Origin of the sequence: Nonomuraea sp. NPDC049695 (genome assembly GCF_040674955.1) — a bacterium.
Taxonomy (GTDB): domain Bacteria; phylum Actinomycetota; class Actinomycetes; order Streptosporangiales; family Streptosporangiaceae; genus Nonomuraea; species Nonomuraea helvata.
In genome coordinates this window covers 12991-32657 of record NZ_JBFANV010000092.1, presented here as the reverse complement: position 1 = coordinate 32657, position 19667 = coordinate 12991, and the positions used below count along the sequence as shown (strand labels likewise).

24 protein-coding genes and 2 pseudogenes are annotated in these 19667 nt (G+C 67.5%); 14 read left to right on the top strand and 12 right to left on the bottom strand.

All coding sequences use genetic code 11. The features are described 5' to 3' along the window. Positions 1–14: 14 nt before the first annotated feature. Positions 15–485, bottom strand: coding sequence for a DUF4158 domain-containing protein (locus AB0J64_RS46505; RefSeq protein WP_364042494.1), 471 nt, complete (start codon positions 483–485; stop codon positions 15–17). 114 nt (positions 486–599) lie between these two features. Here AB0J64_RS46505 and AB0J64_RS46500 point away from each other — a divergent pair, with 114 nt between their 5' ends. From AB0J64_RS46500 to AB0J64_RS46475, 6 genes and pseudogenes are all read left to right on the top strand, one after another. Continuing rightward, positions 600–1067 (top strand): nuclear transport factor 2 family protein, encoded by a 468-nt coding sequence (locus tag AB0J64_RS46500; protein WP_364042512.1) that lies wholly within the window; start codon positions 600–602, stop codon positions 1065–1067. After that, positions 1067–1633, top strand: coding sequence for a TetR/AcrR family transcriptional regulator (locus AB0J64_RS46495; protein ID WP_364042492.1), 567 nt, complete (start codon positions 1067–1069; stop codon positions 1631–1633). The genes AB0J64_RS46500 and AB0J64_RS46495 overlap by 1 nt, the downstream gene beginning before the upstream one ends. 221 nt (positions 1634–1854) lie before the next feature. Then, complete coding sequence (locus AB0J64_RS46490; RefSeq protein WP_364042490.1) at positions 1855–2694, top strand: alpha/beta hydrolase; 840 nt, start codon at positions 1855–1857, stop codon at positions 2692–2694. 349 nt (positions 2695–3043) lie between these two features. Continuing rightward, positions 3044–3544: a DNA starvation/stationary phase protection protein gene (locus AB0J64_RS46485; protein WP_364042488.1), complete on the top strand. Its 501-nt coding sequence runs from the start codon at positions 3044–3046 to the stop codon at positions 3542–3544. Between the two features lie 211 nt (positions 3545–3755). Further along, positions 3756–3917, top strand: coding sequence for a hypothetical protein (locus tag AB0J64_RS46480; RefSeq protein WP_364042486.1), 162 nt, complete (start codon positions 3756–3758; stop codon positions 3915–3917). 163 nt (positions 3918–4080) lie between these two features. Then, a pseudogene (locus AB0J64_RS46475) lies at positions 4081–4314 on the top strand (IS256 family transposase); the annotation flags it as partial. A gap of 232 nt (positions 4315–4546) precedes the next feature. On the opposite strand, the gene AB0J64_RS46470 reads toward AB0J64_RS46475, so the two are convergent. Together AB0J64_RS46470 and AB0J64_RS46465 are read right to left on the bottom strand one after the other, a co-directional pair. Beyond that, positions 4547–4807, bottom strand: coding sequence for a beta-galactosidase (locus AB0J64_RS46470; RefSeq protein ID WP_364042484.1), 261 nt, complete (start codon positions 4805–4807; stop codon positions 4547–4549). 257 nt (positions 4808–5064) lie between these two features. Further along, positions 5065–6402 carry a cellulase family glycosylhydrolase gene (locus tag AB0J64_RS46465; RefSeq protein ID WP_364042482.1) on the bottom strand — a complete coding sequence of 446 codons (1338 nt, stop codon included), beginning with the start codon at positions 6400–6402 and terminating at the stop codon, positions 5065–5067. 302 nt (positions 6403–6704) lie between these two features. Here AB0J64_RS46465 and AB0J64_RS46460 point away from each other — a divergent pair, with 302 nt between their 5' ends. Together AB0J64_RS46460 and AB0J64_RS46455 are read left to right on the top strand one after the other, a co-directional pair. Continuing rightward, positions 6705–7700 (top strand): LacI family DNA-binding transcriptional regulator, encoded by a 996-nt coding sequence (locus tag AB0J64_RS46460; protein WP_364042480.1) that lies wholly within the window; start codon positions 6705–6707, stop codon positions 7698–7700. 47 nt (positions 7701–7747) lie between these two features. Beyond that, positions 7748–8470, top strand: a complete 723-nt coding sequence (locus AB0J64_RS46455) for a hypothetical protein (protein ID WP_364042478.1) — start codon at positions 7748–7750, stop codon at positions 8468–8470. On the opposite strand, the pseudogene AB0J64_RS46450 reads toward AB0J64_RS46455, so the two are convergent. Continuing rightward, positions 8460–8575, bottom strand: a pseudogene (locus tag AB0J64_RS46450) (vitamin K epoxide reductase family protein); the annotation flags it as partial. The gene AB0J64_RS46455 and the pseudogene AB0J64_RS46450 overlap by 11 nt on opposite strands. 219 nt (positions 8576–8794) lie before the next feature. Between AB0J64_RS46450 and AB0J64_RS46445 the strand changes: the two are divergent. Continuing rightward, complete coding sequence (locus AB0J64_RS46445) at positions 8795–9544, top strand: SDR family oxidoreductase (protein WP_364042476.1); 750 nt, start codon at positions 8795–8797, stop codon at positions 9542–9544. Between the two features lie 276 nt (positions 9545–9820). On the opposite strand, the gene AB0J64_RS46440 is transcribed toward AB0J64_RS46445, so the two are convergent. Next, entirely contained in the window at positions 9821–10048 is a 228-nt protein-coding gene (locus tag AB0J64_RS46440; RefSeq protein ID WP_364042474.1) for a rhodanese-like domain-containing protein, read from the bottom strand. Between the two features lie 189 nt (positions 10049–10237). Then, complete coding sequence (locus AB0J64_RS46435; protein WP_364042472.1) at positions 10238–11227, bottom strand: YafY family protein; 990 nt, start codon at positions 11225–11227, stop codon at positions 10238–10240. A gap of 92 nt (positions 11228–11319) precedes the next feature. Between AB0J64_RS46435 and AB0J64_RS46430 the strand changes: the two genes are divergently transcribed. Together AB0J64_RS46430 and AB0J64_RS46425 are read left to right on the top strand one after the other, a co-directional pair. Next, complete coding sequence (locus AB0J64_RS46430; RefSeq protein WP_090932844.1) at positions 11320–11718, top strand: VOC family protein; 399 nt, start codon at positions 11320–11322, stop codon at positions 11716–11718. After that, entirely contained in the window at positions 11715–12341 is a 627-nt protein-coding gene (locus AB0J64_RS46425) for a leucine zipper domain-containing protein (RefSeq protein ID WP_364042470.1), read from the top strand. The genes AB0J64_RS46430 and AB0J64_RS46425 overlap by 4 nt, the downstream gene beginning before the upstream one ends. Here AB0J64_RS46425 and AB0J64_RS46420 read toward each other — a convergent pair. Next, positions 12259–12438 (bottom strand): hypothetical protein, encoded by a 180-nt coding sequence (locus AB0J64_RS46420; protein ID WP_364042514.1) that lies wholly within the window; start codon positions 12436–12438, stop codon positions 12259–12261. The two genes, AB0J64_RS46425 and AB0J64_RS46420, sit on opposite strands and share 83 nt — an antisense overlap. A gap of 147 nt (positions 12439–12585) precedes the next feature. Between AB0J64_RS46420 and AB0J64_RS46415 the strand changes: the two genes are divergently transcribed. Next, entirely contained in the window at positions 12586–13380 is a 795-nt protein-coding gene (locus tag AB0J64_RS46415) for a hypothetical protein (RefSeq protein WP_364042468.1), read from the top strand. Positions 13381–13473: 93 nt separating this feature from the next. On the opposite strand, the gene AB0J64_RS46410 is transcribed toward AB0J64_RS46415, so the two are convergent. Continuing rightward, a complete protein-coding gene (locus tag AB0J64_RS46410) occupies positions 13474–14088 on the bottom strand; it encodes a helix-turn-helix domain-containing protein (RefSeq protein WP_364042466.1) in 615 nt (204 codons plus the stop codon). A 49-nt stretch (positions 14089–14137) separates the two neighbouring features. Here AB0J64_RS46410 and AB0J64_RS46405 point away from each other — a divergent pair, with 49 nt between their 5' ends. Both AB0J64_RS46405 and AB0J64_RS46400 read left to right on the top strand, forming a co-directional pair. Further along, positions 14138–15088 carry an NADP-dependent oxidoreductase gene (locus AB0J64_RS46405; protein WP_364042464.1) on the top strand — a complete coding sequence of 317 codons (951 nt, stop codon included), beginning with the start codon at positions 14138–14140 and terminating at the stop codon, positions 15086–15088. A gap of 141 nt (positions 15089–15229) precedes the next feature. Beyond that, on the top strand, positions 15230–15445 hold the full coding sequence (locus AB0J64_RS46400) for a hypothetical protein (RefSeq protein WP_364042462.1): 216 nt from the start codon (positions 15230–15232) through the stop codon (positions 15443–15445). Between the two features lie 295 nt (positions 15446–15740). Here the strand turns inward: AB0J64_RS46400 and AB0J64_RS46395 are convergent, their stop codons facing one another. The 4 genes from AB0J64_RS46395 to AB0J64_RS46380 form a co-directional block, all read right to left on the bottom strand. Beyond that, the gene (locus tag AB0J64_RS46395; protein WP_364042460.1) at positions 15741–16148 is read right to left on the bottom strand and encodes a TIGR03618 family F420-dependent PPOX class oxidoreductase; all 408 of its coding nucleotides are present in this window, start codon (positions 16146–16148) and stop codon (positions 15741–15743) included. Positions 16149–16284: 136 nt separating this feature from the next. Next, the gene (locus AB0J64_RS46390; protein ID WP_364042458.1) at positions 16285–17727 is read right to left on the bottom strand and encodes an ATP-binding cassette domain-containing protein; all 1443 of its coding nucleotides are present in this window, start codon (positions 17725–17727) and stop codon (positions 16285–16287) included. Between the two features lie 560 nt (positions 17728–18287). Beyond that, a complete protein-coding gene (locus tag AB0J64_RS46385) occupies positions 18288–19277 on the bottom strand; it encodes an MvdC/MvdD family ATP grasp protein (RefSeq protein ID WP_364042456.1) in 990 nt (329 codons plus the stop codon). Between the two features lie 12 nt (positions 19278–19289). Further along, complete coding sequence (locus AB0J64_RS46380) at positions 19290–19667, bottom strand: hypothetical protein (protein ID WP_364042454.1); 378 nt, start codon at positions 19665–19667, stop codon at positions 19290–19292.

Here is a 19667-nt window from a genome sequence, read left to right as displayed (position 1 = left end):
CCGCGCCCCCTGCTTCAGCCACTCCAGCCGGTCATCCCCAAGCCGACATCGACGATCAGGAGCCGTTCCAGATCCGCCCGGATCTCGGCAGTCAGCAGATGCCCCAGCAGCTCCGTCGTCAACGCGTTCGCGCCGGTGCGGGCCTCGCCGACCATCTTGGCCAGCACCGTCGGCCCCGGCCGCACCACCTGCGCCGACATCAGAAACTCCCGCGCCAGGTTGAACAGCAGCGTCGGCGAGTCGTGCTCCATCACCCGATCCAGCAGGAACTGAGTCAGCTCCTTCAACGCCTGACTCCCGCGAGCGGTGGTCTTCCAATCCAGATACTTGACCACCGGCTTCAGATGATCAGTCCGGGTATGGTCCCGCTTGCCGTAATCGCGCAACGCCCCCGGATGCAGACCCAGCTGGACACCCTGCAGGTGGGCGGAACTCCCGGCGAGGGCAGCGGTAGCGACCTCGAGCGCGAGGCGAACTTCGCGCATCTGCGAAATCCGGTGTTGACGGCCCCACAAGCCGTCTGCACTGTTAGGTACACACTGAACCGAACGGTACACACTGAACCAAGCGGTACACACCTTCTCTCGAAAGGCGCCATGATGTCTCGTCCTCCCCTTCCCCCGTTCACTGAGGCCACCGCGATCCAGAAGGTCCGCGCCGCCGAAGACGCGTGGAACACTCGTGACCCCGAGCGCATCTCCCTCGCGTACAGCGAGGACAGCTGGTGGCGTAACCGCTCGACCTTCGTGCAGGGCCGCGCCGCCATCGTCGACTTCCTCGCCGGCAAGTGGGACCGGGAACTCGACTACCGCCTCATCAAGGAACTGTGGGCGTACACCGGCGAGCGGATCGCCGTGCGCTTCGCCTACGAGTACCATGACGCTGCCGGTCAGTGGTTCCGCGCCTACGGCAACGAGAACTGGCACTTCGACGAGGACGGCCTGATGACCCACCGCCACGCGAGTATCAACGACGTCGCCATCGATGAGTCCGAGCGCAAGTTCTTCTGGGACGCATCCGGCCCCCGCCCGGCGGACCACCCCGGCCTGAGCGAACTCGGACTGTAATGGCACGAACCGTCCTCGACCGCTCGGACGTCGTCCGCGCCCTCGCCAGCGTCTTCCGCAAGCGAGGTTTTGAAGGCGGCTCCCTGTCGGTCATTCAGCAGGAGACTGGCGTTGGCCGCGGCAGCCTGTACCACTTCTTCCCCGAAGGGAAGAAAGACATGGCCGCTGCCGTCCTCGAGCAGGTAAGTGAGTGGTTCGAGGAACGGATCTTCACCCCCCTGCGCACTGCCCACGACGCCGCCGAGGCGATCGAAGCAATGTCGCAGGAGGTGGCGCAGTACTTCACCTCGCGCGAGCGCGTGTGCCTGTTCGCCGCGATGACCTTGGGTGAAGAAAAGGACACGTTCGCCGACGCGGTGCGGACCTACTTCACCGACTGGGTCGACGCCCTCGCGGGAGCGCTGCGCACCGGCGGTCTCTCACATCAGGAAGCGGCAGACCGCGCACTGGACGCAGTCGCGGCAATACAGGGCGGGCTGATCTTAGCCCGTGCATACGGCGACGACGCGACGTTCCTCGGAATCGTCGCCCGCACCGAGCAGCACCTGCTCGGTCCCACTCGCTGAGCGGACACTCCAAACGGGCGTCAGTCAGGCGACCGGTCCGGTCCGCCCCCACTTCACAGCGCCCGCATGCGGCTGATCGCTCAGCCGCATGCGGCCTCTACCTCCGACCGGCCGGCACACCTCGCTGCTGCCGTCCTACCGGCGCAGCTCACCGTCGCGGCGAAGCCGTCGAGACGCCATGCGTGCCGCCGAACCCCGGCGGCACAGACAAGGAGTAAGACATGCCGTTCGTCACCACGCAAGATGGCACCGAGATCTTCTACAAGGACTGGGGCCCGCGCGATGCCCAGCCCATCATGTTCCACCACGGTTGGCCGCTGTCCTCGGATGACTGGGACGCGCAGATGCTGTACTTCCTCACCAACGGCTACCGCGTGATCGCCAGCGACCGTCGCGGACACGGGCGTTCCTCCGACATCGGCTCCGGTCACGACATGGACCACTACGCCAGCGACGTCGACGCCGTCGTGCAGCACCTGGATCTGCGCAACGTTGTGCACGTCGGACACTCCACCGGCGGCGGACAGGTCGCGCGGTACGTGGCCAAGTTCGGCCAGCCCCAGGGCCGCGTCGCGAAGGCGGTACTCGTCGCGGCGGTGCCCCCGCTGATGGTGCAGACCGCCGAGCACCCCGACGGTGTTCCCGTGTCGGTCTTCGACGGCTTCCGCGACGCTCTCTCGGCCAACCGGGCGGAGTTCTTCCACGCGGTGGCCTCCGGCCCCTTCTACGGGTTCAACCGTGACGGCGTCCCGCTTTCGCAGCAGGTCGTGGACAACTGGTGGCGCCAGGGGATGACCGGAAGCGCCCTTGCCCACTACGAGGGCATCAAGGCGTTCTCGGAAACCGACCAGACCGCAGACCTCAAGGCCATCACCGTGCCGGTGCTCGTCCTACAGGGCGACGACGACCAGGTCGTCCCGTACCAGGAAGCCGCCCTCAAGCAGGCGGAGCTCCTGCAGGATGCGACCTTGAAGATCTACGAGGGGCTGTCGCACGGAATGCTCACCGTGAATGCCAGCCACATCAACCCTGACATCCTCGCGTTCGTCCAGCAGCCCTGACTGTACTTGAGCCGAGACGTCCACGATCATCACCCGCCAAGCACCCGATGATCGTGAACGTCTCGGCTCAGCCGTCGCCCCCCCTTACGGACCGCGTGGAGGCCACGCGTTCGCGAGAAGTCGGCATCCTCGGATCGGATGCAGGATCAACAGCGTCCCCCGCTCTAACCCGCCGGCGCACAACAGCGTCCGGTGAACGATCCCCTATTGGGCAGCGCCCCAACTACACGCGTCGCCTCCGGTCGGGCTCGCGCGCTTCCGATTCCCACACCGGGGCGGCTCCGCGACCGAACCGCCCCGCGATTCTCACCGCTCCCCTGAACTCGCACCCTCGAAAGGAACACCACTCATGCACGCATCGCCCACCCTCACGAAGAACCTCCAGGCCGTCCTGGTGGACCTCATCGACCTGAACCTGCAGGGCAAGCAAGCCCACTGGAACATCCTCGGGACCAACTTCCGCGACCTCCACCTGCAGCTCGACGAGATCGTTGACGCCGCTCGTGGGTTCGCCGACGACACCGCCGAGCGCATGCGCGCGCTCTACGCAGTCCCGGACGGGCGGTCCTCCACGGTCGCCGCCACCAGCCACCTCGACCAGTTCCCCGAGGGCGAGATCACGACCCACGACGCCATCGACCAGGTGACCCTGCGCCTCTACCAGGCCATCGGAACCATACGCGACGTCCACGACGAGGTCGACGAGGAAGACCCGACGACCGCCGACCTCCTCCACGGCTTCATCGGGCGCCTCGAGCAGCTCGCATGGATGGTCTCCGCCGAGAACCGCGCGCCGAGCACTGCCGCGCAGCCGAGCGGTGGCCATGTCGAAGCCGAAGCAAAGTTGTAGACGAAGCGACTCGTCAACCCAGGACGTCGGCCACAGGAACCCCGCGCCCTCGGTGTCGACAGACTTAACCTCTGAATCTGAACCCGCCAGTGCACGCGCGATAGACCGGGCCGGAAAGTCCCGAAATTCCTGGGGCTCTTTCCAGGGGAGCGAGCACGAAGAGAGCCCCCGCCGCGCCCGCGGCATCGTCCGGGGTCCCGACACCTACGGCATGACCGCGTTGATCGCCGTCGAAAGCGCCCGCCGTCTCATCGCCGAACCTGCCAAACCGGGAGTACTCGCACCCGCCCAGGCCTACCACCCGACCGCCTTCCTCGATTTTCTCATCCCGCATGGAATCCAGTGGATCGTCGAGGACGCACCGGCAACCTGACAATGAGCCTTCTCCGGCAACAATCAGCCACGGTGTGTGATCGTCTGGGCAGTCGTCGGATCCCGATCAGGCCCGGCTCTTTCCCGACCCTCTTCGGGCTAGCCCCCGAAGACCTGTAGATCAGCTACCTGGCGGCTGGGGACACGTTCGGAAGCTGAGGGCCAACCCGATCGAGTCGACCTTCGCCACCGTCCGGCACCGCACCAAGGTCACCAAAGGCCCCGGCTCCCGCGCCGCCGGCCTGGCCATGGCCTTCAAGCTCATCGAATCCGCCCAGACCCGCCGGCGCGCGATCAACGGCGCCCACCTGGTCGCCCTCGTCCGCGCCGGCGCCACCTTCATCGACGGCAAACTCGTCGAACGCCCGACAGAATCACCCGTCCCCACAGCCGCCTAGGAACTCATGATCCACAGGTCTTGACTATTGCTCCATATCCTTTCGAACGTTTGCTGATATGTGGCCGGATAGTGGTCGTGGTCGGCGTCTTGGTTTCCTGCTGCCTCGATGCTGGCCCGGTCAGACCGAGGCCAGCGCCTTTTGATGCCGCGCGTCTCATCCAATCTGAAACGCTGCGGGTCAGAGCCTCCCTGCCTTCCCGCACCTCAAGTTAATGGGACGGGACAGCGGTTCAAGGGTTGAGCAGGAAGGTGGTGCCGGCCTCGGTGACCAGGGTCGGGCGCAGCGGCCGCCAGCCGTCGTCGAGCTTGGCGAGTTCGCCTTCGATGTCGACCTCGATAACGCAGAAGTGTCCGCGGCTGCCGACGCCGAAGCGCACCCCCTGACGGTCGACGCCGAGCGTCTCGGGGAAGTCGGTGGCCAGCCACGGCGGGGGTGAGGCGTTCGGGGTCGCAAGATTGACCAGGATGCCGTTGGACCACAGCAGATCCATGATGGCAGCCTGGCTACTGTCTTGAGGCCTGTGCGGAGCAGCATCGGCAAAATAGTGAACGTTCACCCAAACGGTAGTGAGAGATCACGCCCAGGTCAAGGCCCGCACACCGCCCGTAGCACGGGCTGGTGACGGGTTTGCTGTGGCGTGGAGGACGACCCTGAGGCCCGACCAGATGAGCGCTGTTCCCCCGGCTGGTGACCGCGCGGTCTGTGGGCCGCCAGCCGGGGGAGTTCATCGAAGCCGTTATGAAGGTGTCATGTGGCGGTGCAGGACGGTGTGGGGGCGTTGTTGCTGCCGTTCCATGACCCGAGGAAGCCGAAGGTCGTGCTTGCTGCGGCGGCGAGGTTGCCGTTGTAGGTCATGTTGCGGGCGGTCACGCCGGCCCCGTTGCTGGTGACCGTGGCGTTCCAGGCGTTGGTGACGGTCTGGCCGTTGGCGAAGGTCCACGTCACCGTCCAGCCCTTGATCGCCGAGCTGCCCGCGGTGACCTGGACCTCGCCCTGGAAGCCGCCGCCCCACTGGCCGGTCACCTTGTAGGTGGCCGAGCATCCGCCGGGCTGGGGCGTCGGCGTCGGTGTGGGGGTGGGGGTGGGGGTCGGGGTCGGGGTGCCGGTTCCGCCGCCGTAGATGGTGGCCTCCTTGGCGGTCGCCTTGAGGCCGTTGGCGCCGGTGGAGATCCTCTTGCCCCAGGTGGTGAGCTGGTTGGGGTCGAAGTTGACCGTCATGTCCAGAATCGGGTCGCTGTTGCCGCTCCAGGACCAGGCCAGCCAGCCAAGGCCACGCGACTGCGCCTCGGCCAGGATCGTCTCATGATCGACCTCGCCCGAGTTGAACTGCCAGCCGAACTCGCCGATGACCAGCGGCCAGCCCTTGGCCTGGAACCGGTTGAGGTAGTCGACGATGCTCGTGGCGGTGTTGAAGACGCTGTACATGTGGATCGACAGCACCGTGTTGTGCCGATTGTCGGCGTCCAGGATCGTCTGCGCGTTGTCGCGCATGACGTACTGCCAGTCCTGGCCCCAGTTGGGCGCATCCACCATGAGCAGGTGCTCGAAGCCGTTGGCGCGCATCTTCTTGACCGCGTTCGCGGTGGCGTCGATCCACTGGGCGGCGTTGGTGTTGCCGATCGGCTCGTTGCCGATGTTGATCACGACGTAGTTCTCCTGGCCGACCAGGACGCTCTTCTGGCTGATCCAGTAGTTGACCGCCTCGTCGAGCGAGGCGGCGGCCCCCTCCTCGCCGTACCCGGTGGTGTCGTGGACCTCCAGCACGCAGATCAGCCGGTTCTGCTTGCACAGCGAGATCACGTTCGCCACGTCGGCGGACGGGCCCCACCGCTTGCCGCTGCCCAGCACCACACGCACGGTGTTGGCGCCGGCCGCCTTGATGTTGGCGTACGAGCTGGTCTGACCGGTGAACCAGACGTGCGGGTGGCTGACGCCCCGCATGATGAATTCCCGGCCGCCGGCCTCGACGATCTTCGTACCGCTGATGTGGAGGCCGGTGGCCGCGGACGAGGGCTGGACGTACAGCATGATGGACGCGACGGCCGCGGGTAAGGCGGCGAAGAGGGCTAGAAGTGTTCTCCTCATGACCTACCTCGTAGTTGGGGAGGTGCGCCTGCCGGCCCGCACGCTACAAACGATCGGGACACATGGAAAGCCGTGAACGTTCACCACGGTCTCGGCCGGAGCGACCGGCCTCCTCTACCCCTCCCTTCACCTGCGACAACGTCATCCGGCGAAGATCGAGCCCGGCGACCGGTCCATGGAAGTTTCATACGTGGACGCGGTTGGATCATGACAGCGGCGGATGGATGGATAATCTGGTCATCGCCTGACATCGCCCAAGCGGTGATCGCTCAGCGGGCCGACCACAGGAGCCGGAGACATCGATGGCCAAGCGGGTGACGATCCATGACGTGGCCGCCCACGCAGGGGTCTCGCGTCAGACCGTGACCAGGGCGCTCAACGACATGGACGGGATCAACGACGAGACGAAGCAGCGCGTCCTGGAGGTGAGCAAGAGGCTGGGCTACCGCCCGAGCAGGTTCGCTCGGGGCCTGGTCGCGCGGGAGAAGACACGCACGCTCGGCCTCGTGGTCTGCTCCTTCCGCAACCCGTACTACACCGAGATCGCCGGCGAGCTGCTCGACTGCGCTGCCTCCAGGAACTGGCAGGTCATCATGGCCTCCAGCGAGTCGGCGGGCGAGGCCGCGGCGCTGCGCACACTGTCCCCTCAGGTGGACGTCGTGGTTGGGCATTTCTGGACGTCCCACGAGCAGATCGAGCAGGCACGCAACGGTATCCCCTTGGTGGTGCTGGACCGCACCGAGCCCATGCCGGGCACGCACTCGGTGGCACTCGATCTCCGCTCGGGGATCGAGGAGGCGATACACGCGCTACGCGCGAAAGGCGCCCGCGTCATCGGAATGATCGATTCGAACAACCACGTACGCCAGGGCTCGGTCTATGTTCCCTCGGTCCGGTACCGCGACTTCGAGGAGCTCATCGGTCCCGGCCGGCCGAAGGTGATGGTCGCCGGGGAGGAGTCGATCAGGGGAGGCTCACTCGGCTTCGTCGAGCTCATGCGCGCCCACCCTTATGTTGACGCGGTGCTGGTGTTCAACGATCTGATGGCCATCGGCGCCGTGCACGCCGCCCACACTCTCAACATCAAGGTCCCCGACCAGGTGAGGATCCTCGGCATTGACGGGCTCAGCATGGGGGAGGCGGTGCATCCCCCGCTGAGCACGATCTCGATCGACCACGAGGCGCTCGCGGCTCGTGCGCTGGACGTGGTGGACGCCCTGGCGGCGATCAACTTCGCCGAGACGGCCCCCATCCGGCACGTCGTACGACCACGCCTCCTGTGGCGCGAATCAGCGTGACGTGCGCGCTCTGACGTGAAGTATTCAGGCGCCTCACTACCATCTTGGTGCGTTATGCCGCCGTGCCGCCCGGTACTGTCGGTTTCAGTCGGCATCGTCTCGCATCCATCCGCCTCGGGGAGCGCACCGTGCTACGCCCGTTCGATATCGAGGCAATCTTCCCCGAGGCCGTCGCTGGACCGCCGCGGCGGCGGCAGTCGGGCGGCTCGGCACAGGGCCTGGGGGTGACCCTGATCGCTGACTACACCCTGCGTACTCGGGCCTGGTTGCCCTCGGGGGCGATCGTGGCCCTGCTGGGAGAGTTCGGCGTGAGCCCTGGCGCCGCCCGCACGTCCATCAGCAGGCTGGCCCGCCGGGGGGTTCTGGAGGGCAGTCGACAGGGGCAGTACAGCGCGTACCGCCTGACCGAGGACGCCGCGATCGATCTGTCGAACGGCGGCACCGCGATCGCCACTATCGGCGCGGACCCGCACTCCTGGAACGATGTGTGGACGGTCGTCGTCTTCTCCATGCCGGAGCGGGAGAGCACGCGGCGGCGGGCGCTGCGGGAGCATCTGCGGTGGAACGGCTACGCTCCGTTGTACGACGGTGTGTGGATAACGGGGGCATCAACACGATCCAGTTCAGCCCCACGACGTCCGACGGCCTGCCCAACATCGACTATCTCGTCGATGCGGCCCTGTTCGCCGAGTACCGCTGGTCGGGCAGCACGATCGAGTATCACCGGGCGCAGACCCGCCGGTTCCACGGCTTTCGCGAGCCGACGGTGACCACGATGGCGAGCCGGCGACGCCCGGCAGCGGGTTCGGCCCGCCGAACGCCTCGGCCTGCGGCGTGGACATCACCGAACCGCACGACAGGACCGGGTTGAGGCTGTGTGGTGCGCGGTCCGATCCGGGAGATGGATGTGTCGGATCCGGCTGTGACGTCGCCGGATGAGCTGGTCAGCTGATGGTCTGCCTGGAGGGGTCGTCGGGTGGTGGTGCAGGGGCGGTTTTGAGGGGTCTGTAGGGGTTTTCCGGTGGAAGGGTACGGCTTTTACTGATCTTCGTCGTGGGAACCGTCCGCATCCTCATGTACTCACGGAGCACTTCATGTCCGGACCTTTGACCGGCAAGGTCGCGCTGATCACCGGCGGATCGCGCGGCATCGGCGCGGCCACCGCCCAAGCCCTGGCCGACGCCGGCGCCGATGTGGCGATCAGCTATGTCAGTGCGGCCGACCATGCCCGTCAGGTGACCGACCGGTTGCAGAGCGCCGGAGTCCGTGCCACCGCCTACCGCGCCGACCAGGAGCATCCCGCGCAGGTGTCCGGCCTGGTGGATGACGTCGTCGCCGACTTCGGGCAACTCGACATCCTGGTGAACAACGCCGCGGCTCCCGGGTTCGGACTGATCGGCGATCCGGCCACCGATCACAAGGCTCTTGACCGGCAGTTCGTCATCAACGCGAGCGGGGTGCTGGCCACGATCCGGGCCGCCGCGGCGGTGCTGCAGCGGGACGGCCGGATCGTCACGGTCGGCTCGGTCGTGGCCGCCCGGGCCGGGTATCCGGGCGTGGCCGACTATGCCGCCGCGAAAGCCGCGATCACCGCCTACAGCAAGGCTGCCGCCCGTGATCTGGCGCCGCGGGGGATCACGGTCAACGTCGTGCAGCTCGGTTCCATCGAGACCGACACGAATCCGGCTGACGGCCCGTTCTCCGATCTTCAGCGCGGGCTGAACGCGATGGGGCGGTTCGGCCGTCCTGAGGAGGTCGCCGCGGGCATCGCCTTCCTCGCCAGTCCCGGTGCGTCGTTCATCACCGGCGCGGTCCTGGACATCGACGGCGGCTACCTCGCCTGATCGTGGCGGGCGGGCCGGGGTCAGCGCCATACGGCCTCCTGCGTGGGTGTCCTGGCCGATCGCATCGCTGTGCGGATGTTGTGCAGCAGGTTGCCGCCGGCGCTCATGGTGGTCAGCTCTCCTTCGAGGCGTTGAAGGGACGGCCTTCGGCCAGGTCGGCGAACGGCAGCGGGCCCGTAGGTCCGGCGTGGGGGGACCGCGCCAGCCAGTGTCGATCAGCTCGGCCACCTCCTCCAGGGTGAAGCCGAGCCGCACGAACCCGGCAGCGGTCCTGCGCTACGGGCCGGAGCGGTAGACCACCACCATGGCCGCCCGATCGGGGGCGACCTGCTCGGCGGACACCTGGCCGGGCACATTGCGGGCACCGGGGATGTGCTCGGCAGCGAAGGCGTCGACCGGCAGAGCCTCCACCAGTTGGACGGCCCCGGTTTCAAGGAGTGCGAGCAGATCCTCGCGGACGCCAAGGCGACGCCGCGGCGGCCGGGCGAGTCCCGGCGCGAGCAACCCATCACCGATGAATGCCGTCCAAGGCGTCCTGCCGCTTGCCGACCTGGTCGAGATCCCGACCGCCTCCGACTGGTGCAGGCGGTGGCGCGCACGTCCCGCCTCTCCCAGGTCCAGAAGGCTGCCATGGGGGCCTGCCGTCGGACGGACGAGCTAGCTGTGCCATCTCATGACATGGGTTCCTCGCTGTCAGGCTTGGCTGGCGTGGGCCGCGAGGCGATCGGCGAGCGCGATGACGAGGCCGCGCAGCTCATCGGGGCGCTCGATGACGAACGGCCGGTCGAGTGAGGCGAGTACCGGAGGCAACCAGTCGAGCCGCTCCGCCCGTAGTTCGACGCGCAGCCAGCGCTCGGCCGCCCGGTCCTGGCCTGCAGGGGGCTCGTGCTCCTCCAGGCTTGCGATGCTGGCGGGAAGGTGGGCGCGGATCTGCTCAACGGTCCCGTGGATCCGCAAGGTCACCTTATGCCGGTACTCGGCCGTGGCGAACCCTGACAACACGCGCTGTGCCGGACCGGCGCCCACGGGCGTTTCGAATGAGCCGGGCAGGGTCCTCGCGTCTGCGATGCGATCGAGCCGGAAGGTTCGGTCCTCGCCGATCTGGGCGTCCTTGCCCGTGACGTACCACCGGCCCGAATGGGCGACGATCCCGTACGCGTGCAGCGTGCGTTCGCTGCGCCGTCCGTCGCGGTCGGTGTAGCGGATCGAGACCGGTCGGCGATGGTGCACCGCATCGGCGATGGTGAGCAGGACCTCGGCGTCCGGGGTGTCGAACTCGCCGGGCTGATCCGTGAAGGCGAGGGATTCCAGGAGTGTGTCGAGCCGGCGGGCGATGTGCTTGGGCAGCACCCGCCGGATCTTGGCTGATGCCGTCTCGTTTGCCGTGTGCTGCGTCGTCGTCAACCCTGCTCGGCGGCCGGCGACCAGGCCGAGCAGGACGGCCAGCGCTTCGTCGTCGCTGAGCATGAGTGGAGGCAAGCGGTATCCGGGGGCGAGCCGGTAGCCGCCGTAGCGGCCGCGCACCGATTCCACGGGCACGTCGAGGTCGATCAGCTGGTCCACGTACCGGCGCACGGTGCGCCCTTCGACGCCGAGCCGGTCGGCGAGTTCGGCCACCGTCCGGGTGCCGCCCGACTGCAGCAGCTCCAGGAGGGTCAGCACGCGGCCGGTGGGGCGAGGCATGTTCGCAGCCTAACGCGAATACTGGACCGATTCTGTCCACTATTTCTCCTAGCCTGTGACGTGCACGCCTCCAGCACAGCCAAGGAGATCCCATGGACTTCGTCTCGATCCGCATCATCACCAGCGACGTAGCGCGCCTCGTCGAGTTCTACGAGCGAGCCACAGGGGCGCGGGCGACGTGGGCCACCGAGGACTTCGCCGAACTCAAGACCGCGGGCGCAACCCTCGCGATCGCCGGCACCCGCACCGTCCCGCTGTTCGCCCCGGGCTCTGCCCGCCCGGCGGACAACCACAGCGTGATCACCGAGTTCCTCGTCGACGACGTGGACCGCGTTCACCAGAACCTGACCGGCTTCGTCACCGACTTCGTCACCGAGCCCACCACGATGCCCTGGGGCAACCGGTCGCTGCTGTTCCGCGACCCCGACGGTAACCTCGTCAACTTCTTCACCCCCGTCACCCCGGCGGCCATCGAGAAGTTCGCACGTTGACGCCACGCACATCCGTTCGCCCGGGAACCCTGAGATCCCAGGGCTCCCGGGCGAACGCGCCCACCGAGTCCAGGAGCGCCACCAGCAGGGGGCACCGGAACGCACCGCTGACCCCCGATGGACGTCTGCGCTTGTGCCTGCGGATCGACGCCGGACGTCCGCTCGCACACGTCGCTGCGGAAGCCGGAATCTGCCGCCGCTGCCTGGCCAAGTGGTACGCCCGCTGGCGCGAGCACGGTGAGAACGGACTGCTTGACCACTCCTCCCGCCCCGCCACCAGCCCCGCCCGCACCCCCGAGGACATCGCTGACCTGGTGGAGGCATTGCGGCGGCAGACCAAACACGGCCCCGCGCGACTCGCCGCCGACCTTCAACGGCTGCACGGCATCACCGTCGCGCCGGCGACCGTCCACCGCATCCTGGTGAGGCGAGGAGTCAACCGGCTCCGTGACCTCGACCCGCCGACCGGCGAGCAGCTTCGCGAGGTCCAGGCTGACCATGGAGGCCGTCGTGGAACCAACGTTCTGAGACATCACAGCTCTAGCGGCCTTGTTCGGATGAAGGTTGCTGGGTCGAGTCTGGCTGGTGCCGGAGTTCGTGTAGCGCTCGGCGTACGGGGATAAGGGCGCGGAGGAGGTCGGTCAGGGCGGGCGGGACGCGGGTGGCGGTCTGCAGGAGCAGGACGGTCGTGCCGATCATGGCGAGGATCGTGGTCGTCATGGCACCTACGGTCGGGTCCGGCGGCGTTCGGGCGCATCCGGTATCACACACTTGCGGAAACGGGCAGGTAGCGGACGGCGGAGAGTTCTAGGATCCGAACGGAACCGAATAGCCCGAACCGGAAAGACCCCTCCAGCGGGAGAGGTGATGGTCGACCCGGCCAAGATCAACAGCCGTGCGGACCTGCACGCGGCGCTGCGCCAGCTGTTCGGGGAGTTCGGGGGCAGCTACCTGGAAGCGGCCACGGCAGCGGACAGCGGTGTGGCGACCGTGCACGAGATGGTCAGCGGCAAGCGCTTCCCGCGGTGGGGAACCCTGCGGAAGGTCTTGTGCGCTTTCGGGATCGCCGAAGCCGACCTGGGCGCCTGGAAGCAGGCCCATACCCGCGCCGGGCGAGACGACCATGACGACGCGGAGCCGTACCAGGGACTGGATGCCTTCGAGCCCGAGGACGTGAAGTACTTCTTCGGGCGCCAGGATCTGATTCGCCTGCTCCGGGACCGGGTGTCGGCGCAGCTCGGGCAGGACGGGATTCTGCTGGTGACCGGGCCCTCGGGAGCAGGCACGTCGTCGCTGCTGCGGGCCGGCCTCATCCCCGCCTCCGACAAGTCCTGGCCTGAGGGTCATGTGATCCTCACACCGAGTGGTGACTCCGTCCAAACCCGCGGCGACCCCCTCCGCATACTTGCCTTACCGGTATCCAGGGGTCTTCAGGCATGCCAGTCATGTCAGGCGTGCTGCCTCGGTTCTGCCGGCCTGAGCGGGCGGTGGCTGTCGATGAGTCGGTGTGGTGGGTGGTGGTCGATGATGAGGATCTCGGGCTGCATGCCGAGGCGTGCGCGTATCTGGCGGGACTGCGAGCGGCGGGCCGGATCGCTTTGTACTTGTCGTACTGCCTGGGCCATGGCGTGGACTGGTCGAGCCCGACTCTGCTGCAGCTGATGGCGATGATGAGCCGGCTGGTGGACGAGCCGACGCCAGCGCGGTCGCGCAGGCCGGGGTCGGCAGGAATGCCGGGAGACCGCCGCCGAGGTACTACTGAACGGCCGGCAGCAGCCGGACCGCCGGCGGAAGCGGCGCGGATACGGGGCCGGCACGGAACGACTGGATCATCAGGGCTGCGAAACGGCGCGATGCCGCCACTCGCAGCGCGGGTGACTCGGCGCGGATGCCCTCGTTCGCCATCATCGCCAGGATGAAGTCCTCCAGGACGAAGTCCGCCCGCAGGCCACCCGCCGTCTTCGCGCGCCGGATGAGTTGGAGCAGCAGCCGGATCGTACGGTCGCGGTCCGCGGTGAAGTACGGCAGCCGCGAGGTGAACGCTCCAGACAGACCTCGGTCGAGAGCGTGCACCTCCATCAGCTTCTCGATCACCAGGCAGAACCCGCGCCATGGGTCGGCCTGCGCCAGCCCTTCCTCGACGACCGACGAGCACAGGGCCATTGGCTTGGCGAAGACCTCGCTGAGCAGCGCTTCCTTGGTCGGGAAGTGCCGGTAGACGGTGGCCGCGCCAACCTGCGCGCGCCGGGCGATCTCCCGGATCGGCACGTCGAGGCCCTCGGCGGCGAAGGCCGCGCGGGCCACCGCGAGGATGCGTGCGCGATTGTCGCGGGCGTCCGAGCGCAGCTTCTGACTCACTTCGGCCGTCACCGCTCTCACTTTAGTCAAGCGGACGGGGTGTTCCGTTACGGTGCGGCACATGAGAGCTGTTCAGTTTTCGGAGTACGGCCCGGCCGGTGTGGTGCATGTCGCCGAGGTCGAGGAGCCGCATGCCGGACCGGGGACGGTCCGCATCGCCGTACGGGCGTCCGGATTGTCGACGGGAGAGACGCACATCCGCTCAGGGAAGATGCGTGACGTGGTGCCGGTGACGTTTCCGTTCCGGACCGGGTTCGACGCGGCCGGCGTGGTGGACGAGGTCGGCGACGGCGTCACGGACGTCGGGGTCGGCGACGAGGTGTTCGGCATGACCGCGACGACCGCGCGCGGCGCCAACGCCGATCACGCGGTCCTGGTGGCCTGGGCGCCGAAACCGGCCGTGTGGAGCTGGGAGGAGGCCGGTGGTGCCGCGGGCAGCGTCGAGACGGCCACCCGGGTGCTCGACCGGCTCGCGGTCGGCGCCGGGCACACCGTGCTGGTGCAGGGCGCGGCCGGCGGGGTGGGCACGGTCGCCGTGCAGTTCGCGGTCGCCCGTGGCGCCACCGTCATCAGCACGGCCGGCGAGCACAACCACGACTTCCTGCGCTCGCTGGGCTCCGAGCCAACGACGTACGGGGCGGGCCTGGTCGAACGGGTCCGCGCGCTGGCACCGGGCGGGGTCGACGCGGTGTTCGACTGCGCAGGAGGAGCGCTGCCCGACCTGATCGCCATCACCGGGAACCCGGCGCGCGTGGTGACGATCGCTCCCGACCTCACCGCAGCGGCCCTCGGCGTGCACCTGTCGCACGGCGTTCCGGCCAGCGACACAGCGGCGGTCGTTGGAGCCGCCGACCCGCTGGCGGTGCACGGCCTCGGCATCGCGGTCGAGCTCGCCGGGCAAGGCCGGCTGCGGGTGCCGGTCGCGGCGGCGTTCCCGCTCACTGAGGCGGCTGCAGCGCACGAGCTGAGCGAGAGCCGCCACTCTCGCGGGAAGATCGTGCTGGTGAACTGACCCGCCCCACCCAGGCAACGCCCCGCCTCAGATCCCCCGCCCGACGCGGCTCCAGCACGTGCGGCGCCCTCATTACCGCCACTCGTCGAACGCGCCCAAGGCCAGCGCCCGCCGATCAACCCGGTACGGCGCCTGCCCCCCATGGGCCGCATCCGCTCGGACGCCGTCAGCCTTCCCAGCGCGCTCCCGCCCGTCCGACCGTCCTTGCCCGTCCATCGAGGCCGTCCGCCGCCGCCTCGGCCACGCCTCGGCCACGCCTCGGCCGAGACCACCCAGCTGTACGCGCTGCTGGACGACAAGGCCGCCGACGCCGAGGTCCGCGCCGCCCGGCGGCGCCGAGAACGGTCAGCACGCTGATCGTCGCCTTGAGGCCGGGCTCGGACTTCGACCTGGGACCCGCCGACAGCAGATCGGCCTGATTTCCGTATCAGTGCAGGTCAGCGAAATCCGACCAAAATTTCCCCGGGACTACATGAACCCTTCAGGTGGCGGCCATGCGGCCCGATGTCCTGCTGTAGATGTCCACGCATGCCGGGCTTGACGAGATCGAAGCCGCCCGCTGTCTCGTGGCAGCCGCCGCAGCGTGCGGCTTCCTGCTGGAGAAGTGCTGGCCGGAACACCTGCCGACTTCGCCGCAGTCCGTCATACCTGATCAGGGGACGGAGGGCATTCCCCATGCGTGCCAGGCGTCAATCTCGATCCAGCCGCTCACCCGCGGTCGTTCGTGGTCGGGGTAGGGCACCCCCGTGTAATGACGGCAGATCCGGTCGATGTCCTCCAGCCTCTGGTCGTCCTCCATGAACACCACCCGCCCTTGGAGGCTGATATGGCGGTACCAGCTGTCGGAGTCCAGCACGGTCAACGAGACCCGGGGGTCGGCACGGAGGTAGTCCAGCCGCTTGCGCCGGGCATCCATACTCACCAGTAGCTGCCCCTTCTCCCATAGATACCAGGTCGCCACGGAGACAGGTGCGCCGTCCGGGCGGATCGTGCTGATCACACAGGGATTCGGGCGGGTGAGGGCCGCGACGAGGGGCTCGGGAAGAGGCGCGCGAGACATGAGTGGGAGGCCTTTCGTCGGCGTCTGGGGGCGAGGGACTGTCAGACGGCATCGGCCGCCGTCGCCCGTGGCGATCCGGACGACGGCGCCCTGGCCGGGCGGCGGCTCATCCCGCCGGACGGCTTGACCGGCGATGTCATGGCGTATATGCCTCAGCTTGGAGCTTGAACAGTGCGGCGTAGATGCCACCGGCCTGCAAGAGTTCCGTATGCGTTCCGCTCTCGGCCAGGCAGCCCTCGGACAGCACGTAAATCTTGTCTGCCATGAGCACGCTGGTGAGCCGGTGCGTGATCAGGACGACGGTCTGAGGATCAGTGGGGTCAGCGTGAGCCGAGTGGCGGACGGCCTCGAAGAACGCGTGCTCCGCTCTCGGGTCGAGTGCGGAGGTAGGTTCGTCGCAGAGCAGCAGGGGAGCGCGGCGGTAGAACGCGCGCGCTGCGGCGACACGTTGCCACTGCCCTCCGCTGAGTTCGTGGCCCGCCTTGAACCGTGGATCGAGCAAGGTGTCGTAACCTTCGGGAAGTTCCTGGATGGTGCGGTGAATTCCGGCGAGTTCGGCCGCGCTGATCATGGCATCGTCGTCGGCGTCCGCGCCGGCTGCGATGTTCTGCCGGGCTGTGAGCGGCCATGGGGTGTGATCCTGGGGGATCATGGCGATCTTCTGGCGTACGGCGCCGGGATCGAGCCGGGCCAGGGAAGTGCCGTCCCACAGGATGGTGCCGGAGTCGGGTTCGTACAGGCCGGCGATGATCTTCGCCAGCGTGGTCTTGCCCGAACCGTTCTCACCGACCAGGGCTATTACTTCACCCTTTCCGATGGTGAGAGAGATGTTCCTCAACGCGGTTCTGTCCGCGCCGGGATAGGCGAACGACACCTCGCGTAGTTCGATGCCGGCGAACTGCGGTGCCAGCAGGTCAGGGCGGCGCTGCGATCTGCGCCGTTCGGCCTCCTCGCAAAAGTCCAGGTAGTCGGAGAAATAGAGCCCTTCGTCGTAGACGCCGTTGGCGGCGCGGATCAGCTCGGACAACGAGGACCTGCCCATACGGATGGCCAGGATCGCTCCGCCCGCGATCGCCAGAGGGACGACTCCCGTCGCGAGGAGCACGCACAAGGCGGCGTAGACGAGCCCGCCCACGATGCCGCTCGTCGCCTCTCCCGTGATCCGGGCCAGGGCCTGGCGGCCTGCCAGACCGATGTGCGCGTTCTCGGACACGCGGGCAACGTCGTCGTATTGCTGGAGCAGGAAGTCCCGCATGCCGAAGGCGCGGATCTCCGCCGCGGGGCGGCGATCGGCCATGAGGTCGGAGAGGATCCATTGCCGGCGCATGCTGGTCGACAGCATGTAGATGACCTGGTATTGCATGCGGGCGGAATGGGCCGCGGCCCAGCCGGCCGGCAGCACGCTGACCAGAAGTAGCGGCAGGAGAATCGGGTGGAGGACGGCCAGCGTGCCGGCCGCGGCGACGATACCTGCGGCGGCCGCGAGCAGGCCGACGCCGGCGTCGACGACCATGGCGGCTCCCCGTGCCCCGCGGCTGCGGGCGCGTTGCATGGCGTCGTAGAAGTCGGCGTCGTCCATGGCGCGAAGAGTGACGTCTGTGGTGAGTTCGAACAAGCGACGGTCTGCCAAGCGATCGACCCTCGGTCTGAGCCTGGACTGCGTCCACGCGGCGGCCGACTGTAGCAGCGAACGTACGGTGAGGACGGCCGCCAGTCCGATCAATGCGGGGAGGGCCGCGGGCAGCCGGTCAGGAGTGGGGCCGCTGGTGAGGAGGGCGTCGAGGACACCGGTGGTTGCGAGCAGTCCGAAAGCACTGAGGAGGCCTGCGCCCAGATTGAGCCCGATCGTGAAGGCGGTGTCAACAGGGTCGGCCTTCCACGCCAGCCTGAGGGCCGCCGAGACGAGGGCCGGCAGTCGCCTGGCGATCGTGACGAGCCCCGCCTGGGGCAGGCTCTCCTCGTGGTACCACCAAGAGTCGCGTGCCAACTCGGTGGCATCGGTGGTCGTCGACGCCACGCTGTCCGGTAGCGCGTCGTCGAGGTTCTCTTCCGGCATGCTGTTCCGCGTCGGCGGGGGTTCATGTGGCATATGCGTTGCCTTTCTCCTGTCGTCCGCATGAGCCCGCCGGAGGCCTGCTGCTAATCCGACACACCGGACAGGTAGTCGGCCATGGCCGAGGCCAGGTTCAGGCCGGGAACTTCGTCATCGAGCCAGGCGAACTGGCCTGCGGGGTTCACCTCCAGGAAGTAGTGTTCGCCCACTTGGTCGACCGCGACGTCGATTGCCCCGTAGGCAAGCTCGAAAGTGCGCATCAGCTGTCTGAGCCGATTTTCGATCTCGTCCGGGAGCGTGGCCTGCGTGTAGCGGAGATTTCCGAGGAAATTCCGGGAATCGACGTGTGGTTTGCCGTCGCCATCCGTGCTGTCGACGCGGACGGTGAAGAACTTGCCGCCGATGACGGTGATCCTCAATTCGTACGCTTTGTCGATTAGTTCTTGGAAGATGCATGGCGAATAGCGCACCCGCGGCAGGATCTCCAAGGGGATCTCGGATAGTGCGGTGGTGAGCAACCCGCGCGGCCAGCCGCCGGGCTGGTGGATCAAACCGCTGTTGAGCGCCTTGTAGACGATGGATCCGTCACATTCACGGGAGAAACGTGCGGCCTCCTCCGGGTCGTTGGTGATGATTGTCTTCGGGATGCGCAGCCCCACGTCGCGAGCGACTTTCAATTGCAGCGGCTTGTAGTGCGCCCGCAGCTCGACGGCAGGCAAGTTCACCCACCGTGCGGGAAGCGCGCTGAAGATCCCGCCCATTGCGTGGGCGCTCTCTTTGACCGCGAACTCCTGGTGCACCTCTTGCAGCGAAGAATCGGCGGTGAAGGGCGTCGGCCGCCGGTACCAGACCGATGTGACGTCTTCGAGCCGAAGTGACCGGCGGCCGTATGTCGTGTCGACGAGCGTCGTGAGCCAACCAGTGTCGGTGGACCTGTATGTCAGCGTCGAGTTGCGCGGGAAGTAGCTGGTGTCGTAGCGGAAAACCCGCACGTCGCGTTCGTTGAGTATCTTGACGACGCTGTCGGCGGTGACATCGAATTCCTGGGTCAGGACGAGGACGACCGGATCAGGCATGGTCGACAGGACTCAGCTGACGTCGTCGACCTGGCCGTCGAACTGCCAGAAGTAGGCGCAGGTCCCCCTCAGACAGCTCGTCAGCGCGGAATAGATCCGCGTCGAGTCGTGCGAGCTCGACCAGATCTGGGACTCGGGGTCGTAGTGGTGCTCGGTGAGGTCGATGTCCAGGTCCCGCAGTTGCGGGAAGGCGTCCGCGTCGAGGGTGCCGTCCAGGTCGAAGGCGTAGCCGAAGGGCTTACTGTCGTCGGGCGTGGCGGCTTTCAGATCCGCCGCCTCTCTGGCGTCCTTGAGTTCCTCCTCCATCTGCAGGAACGAACGGGACATGCCGAAATTCTCCTGGACCAGCTCGCGGTCGAAGAAGTCATCGAGGTCCGTGGTCGTTGACAT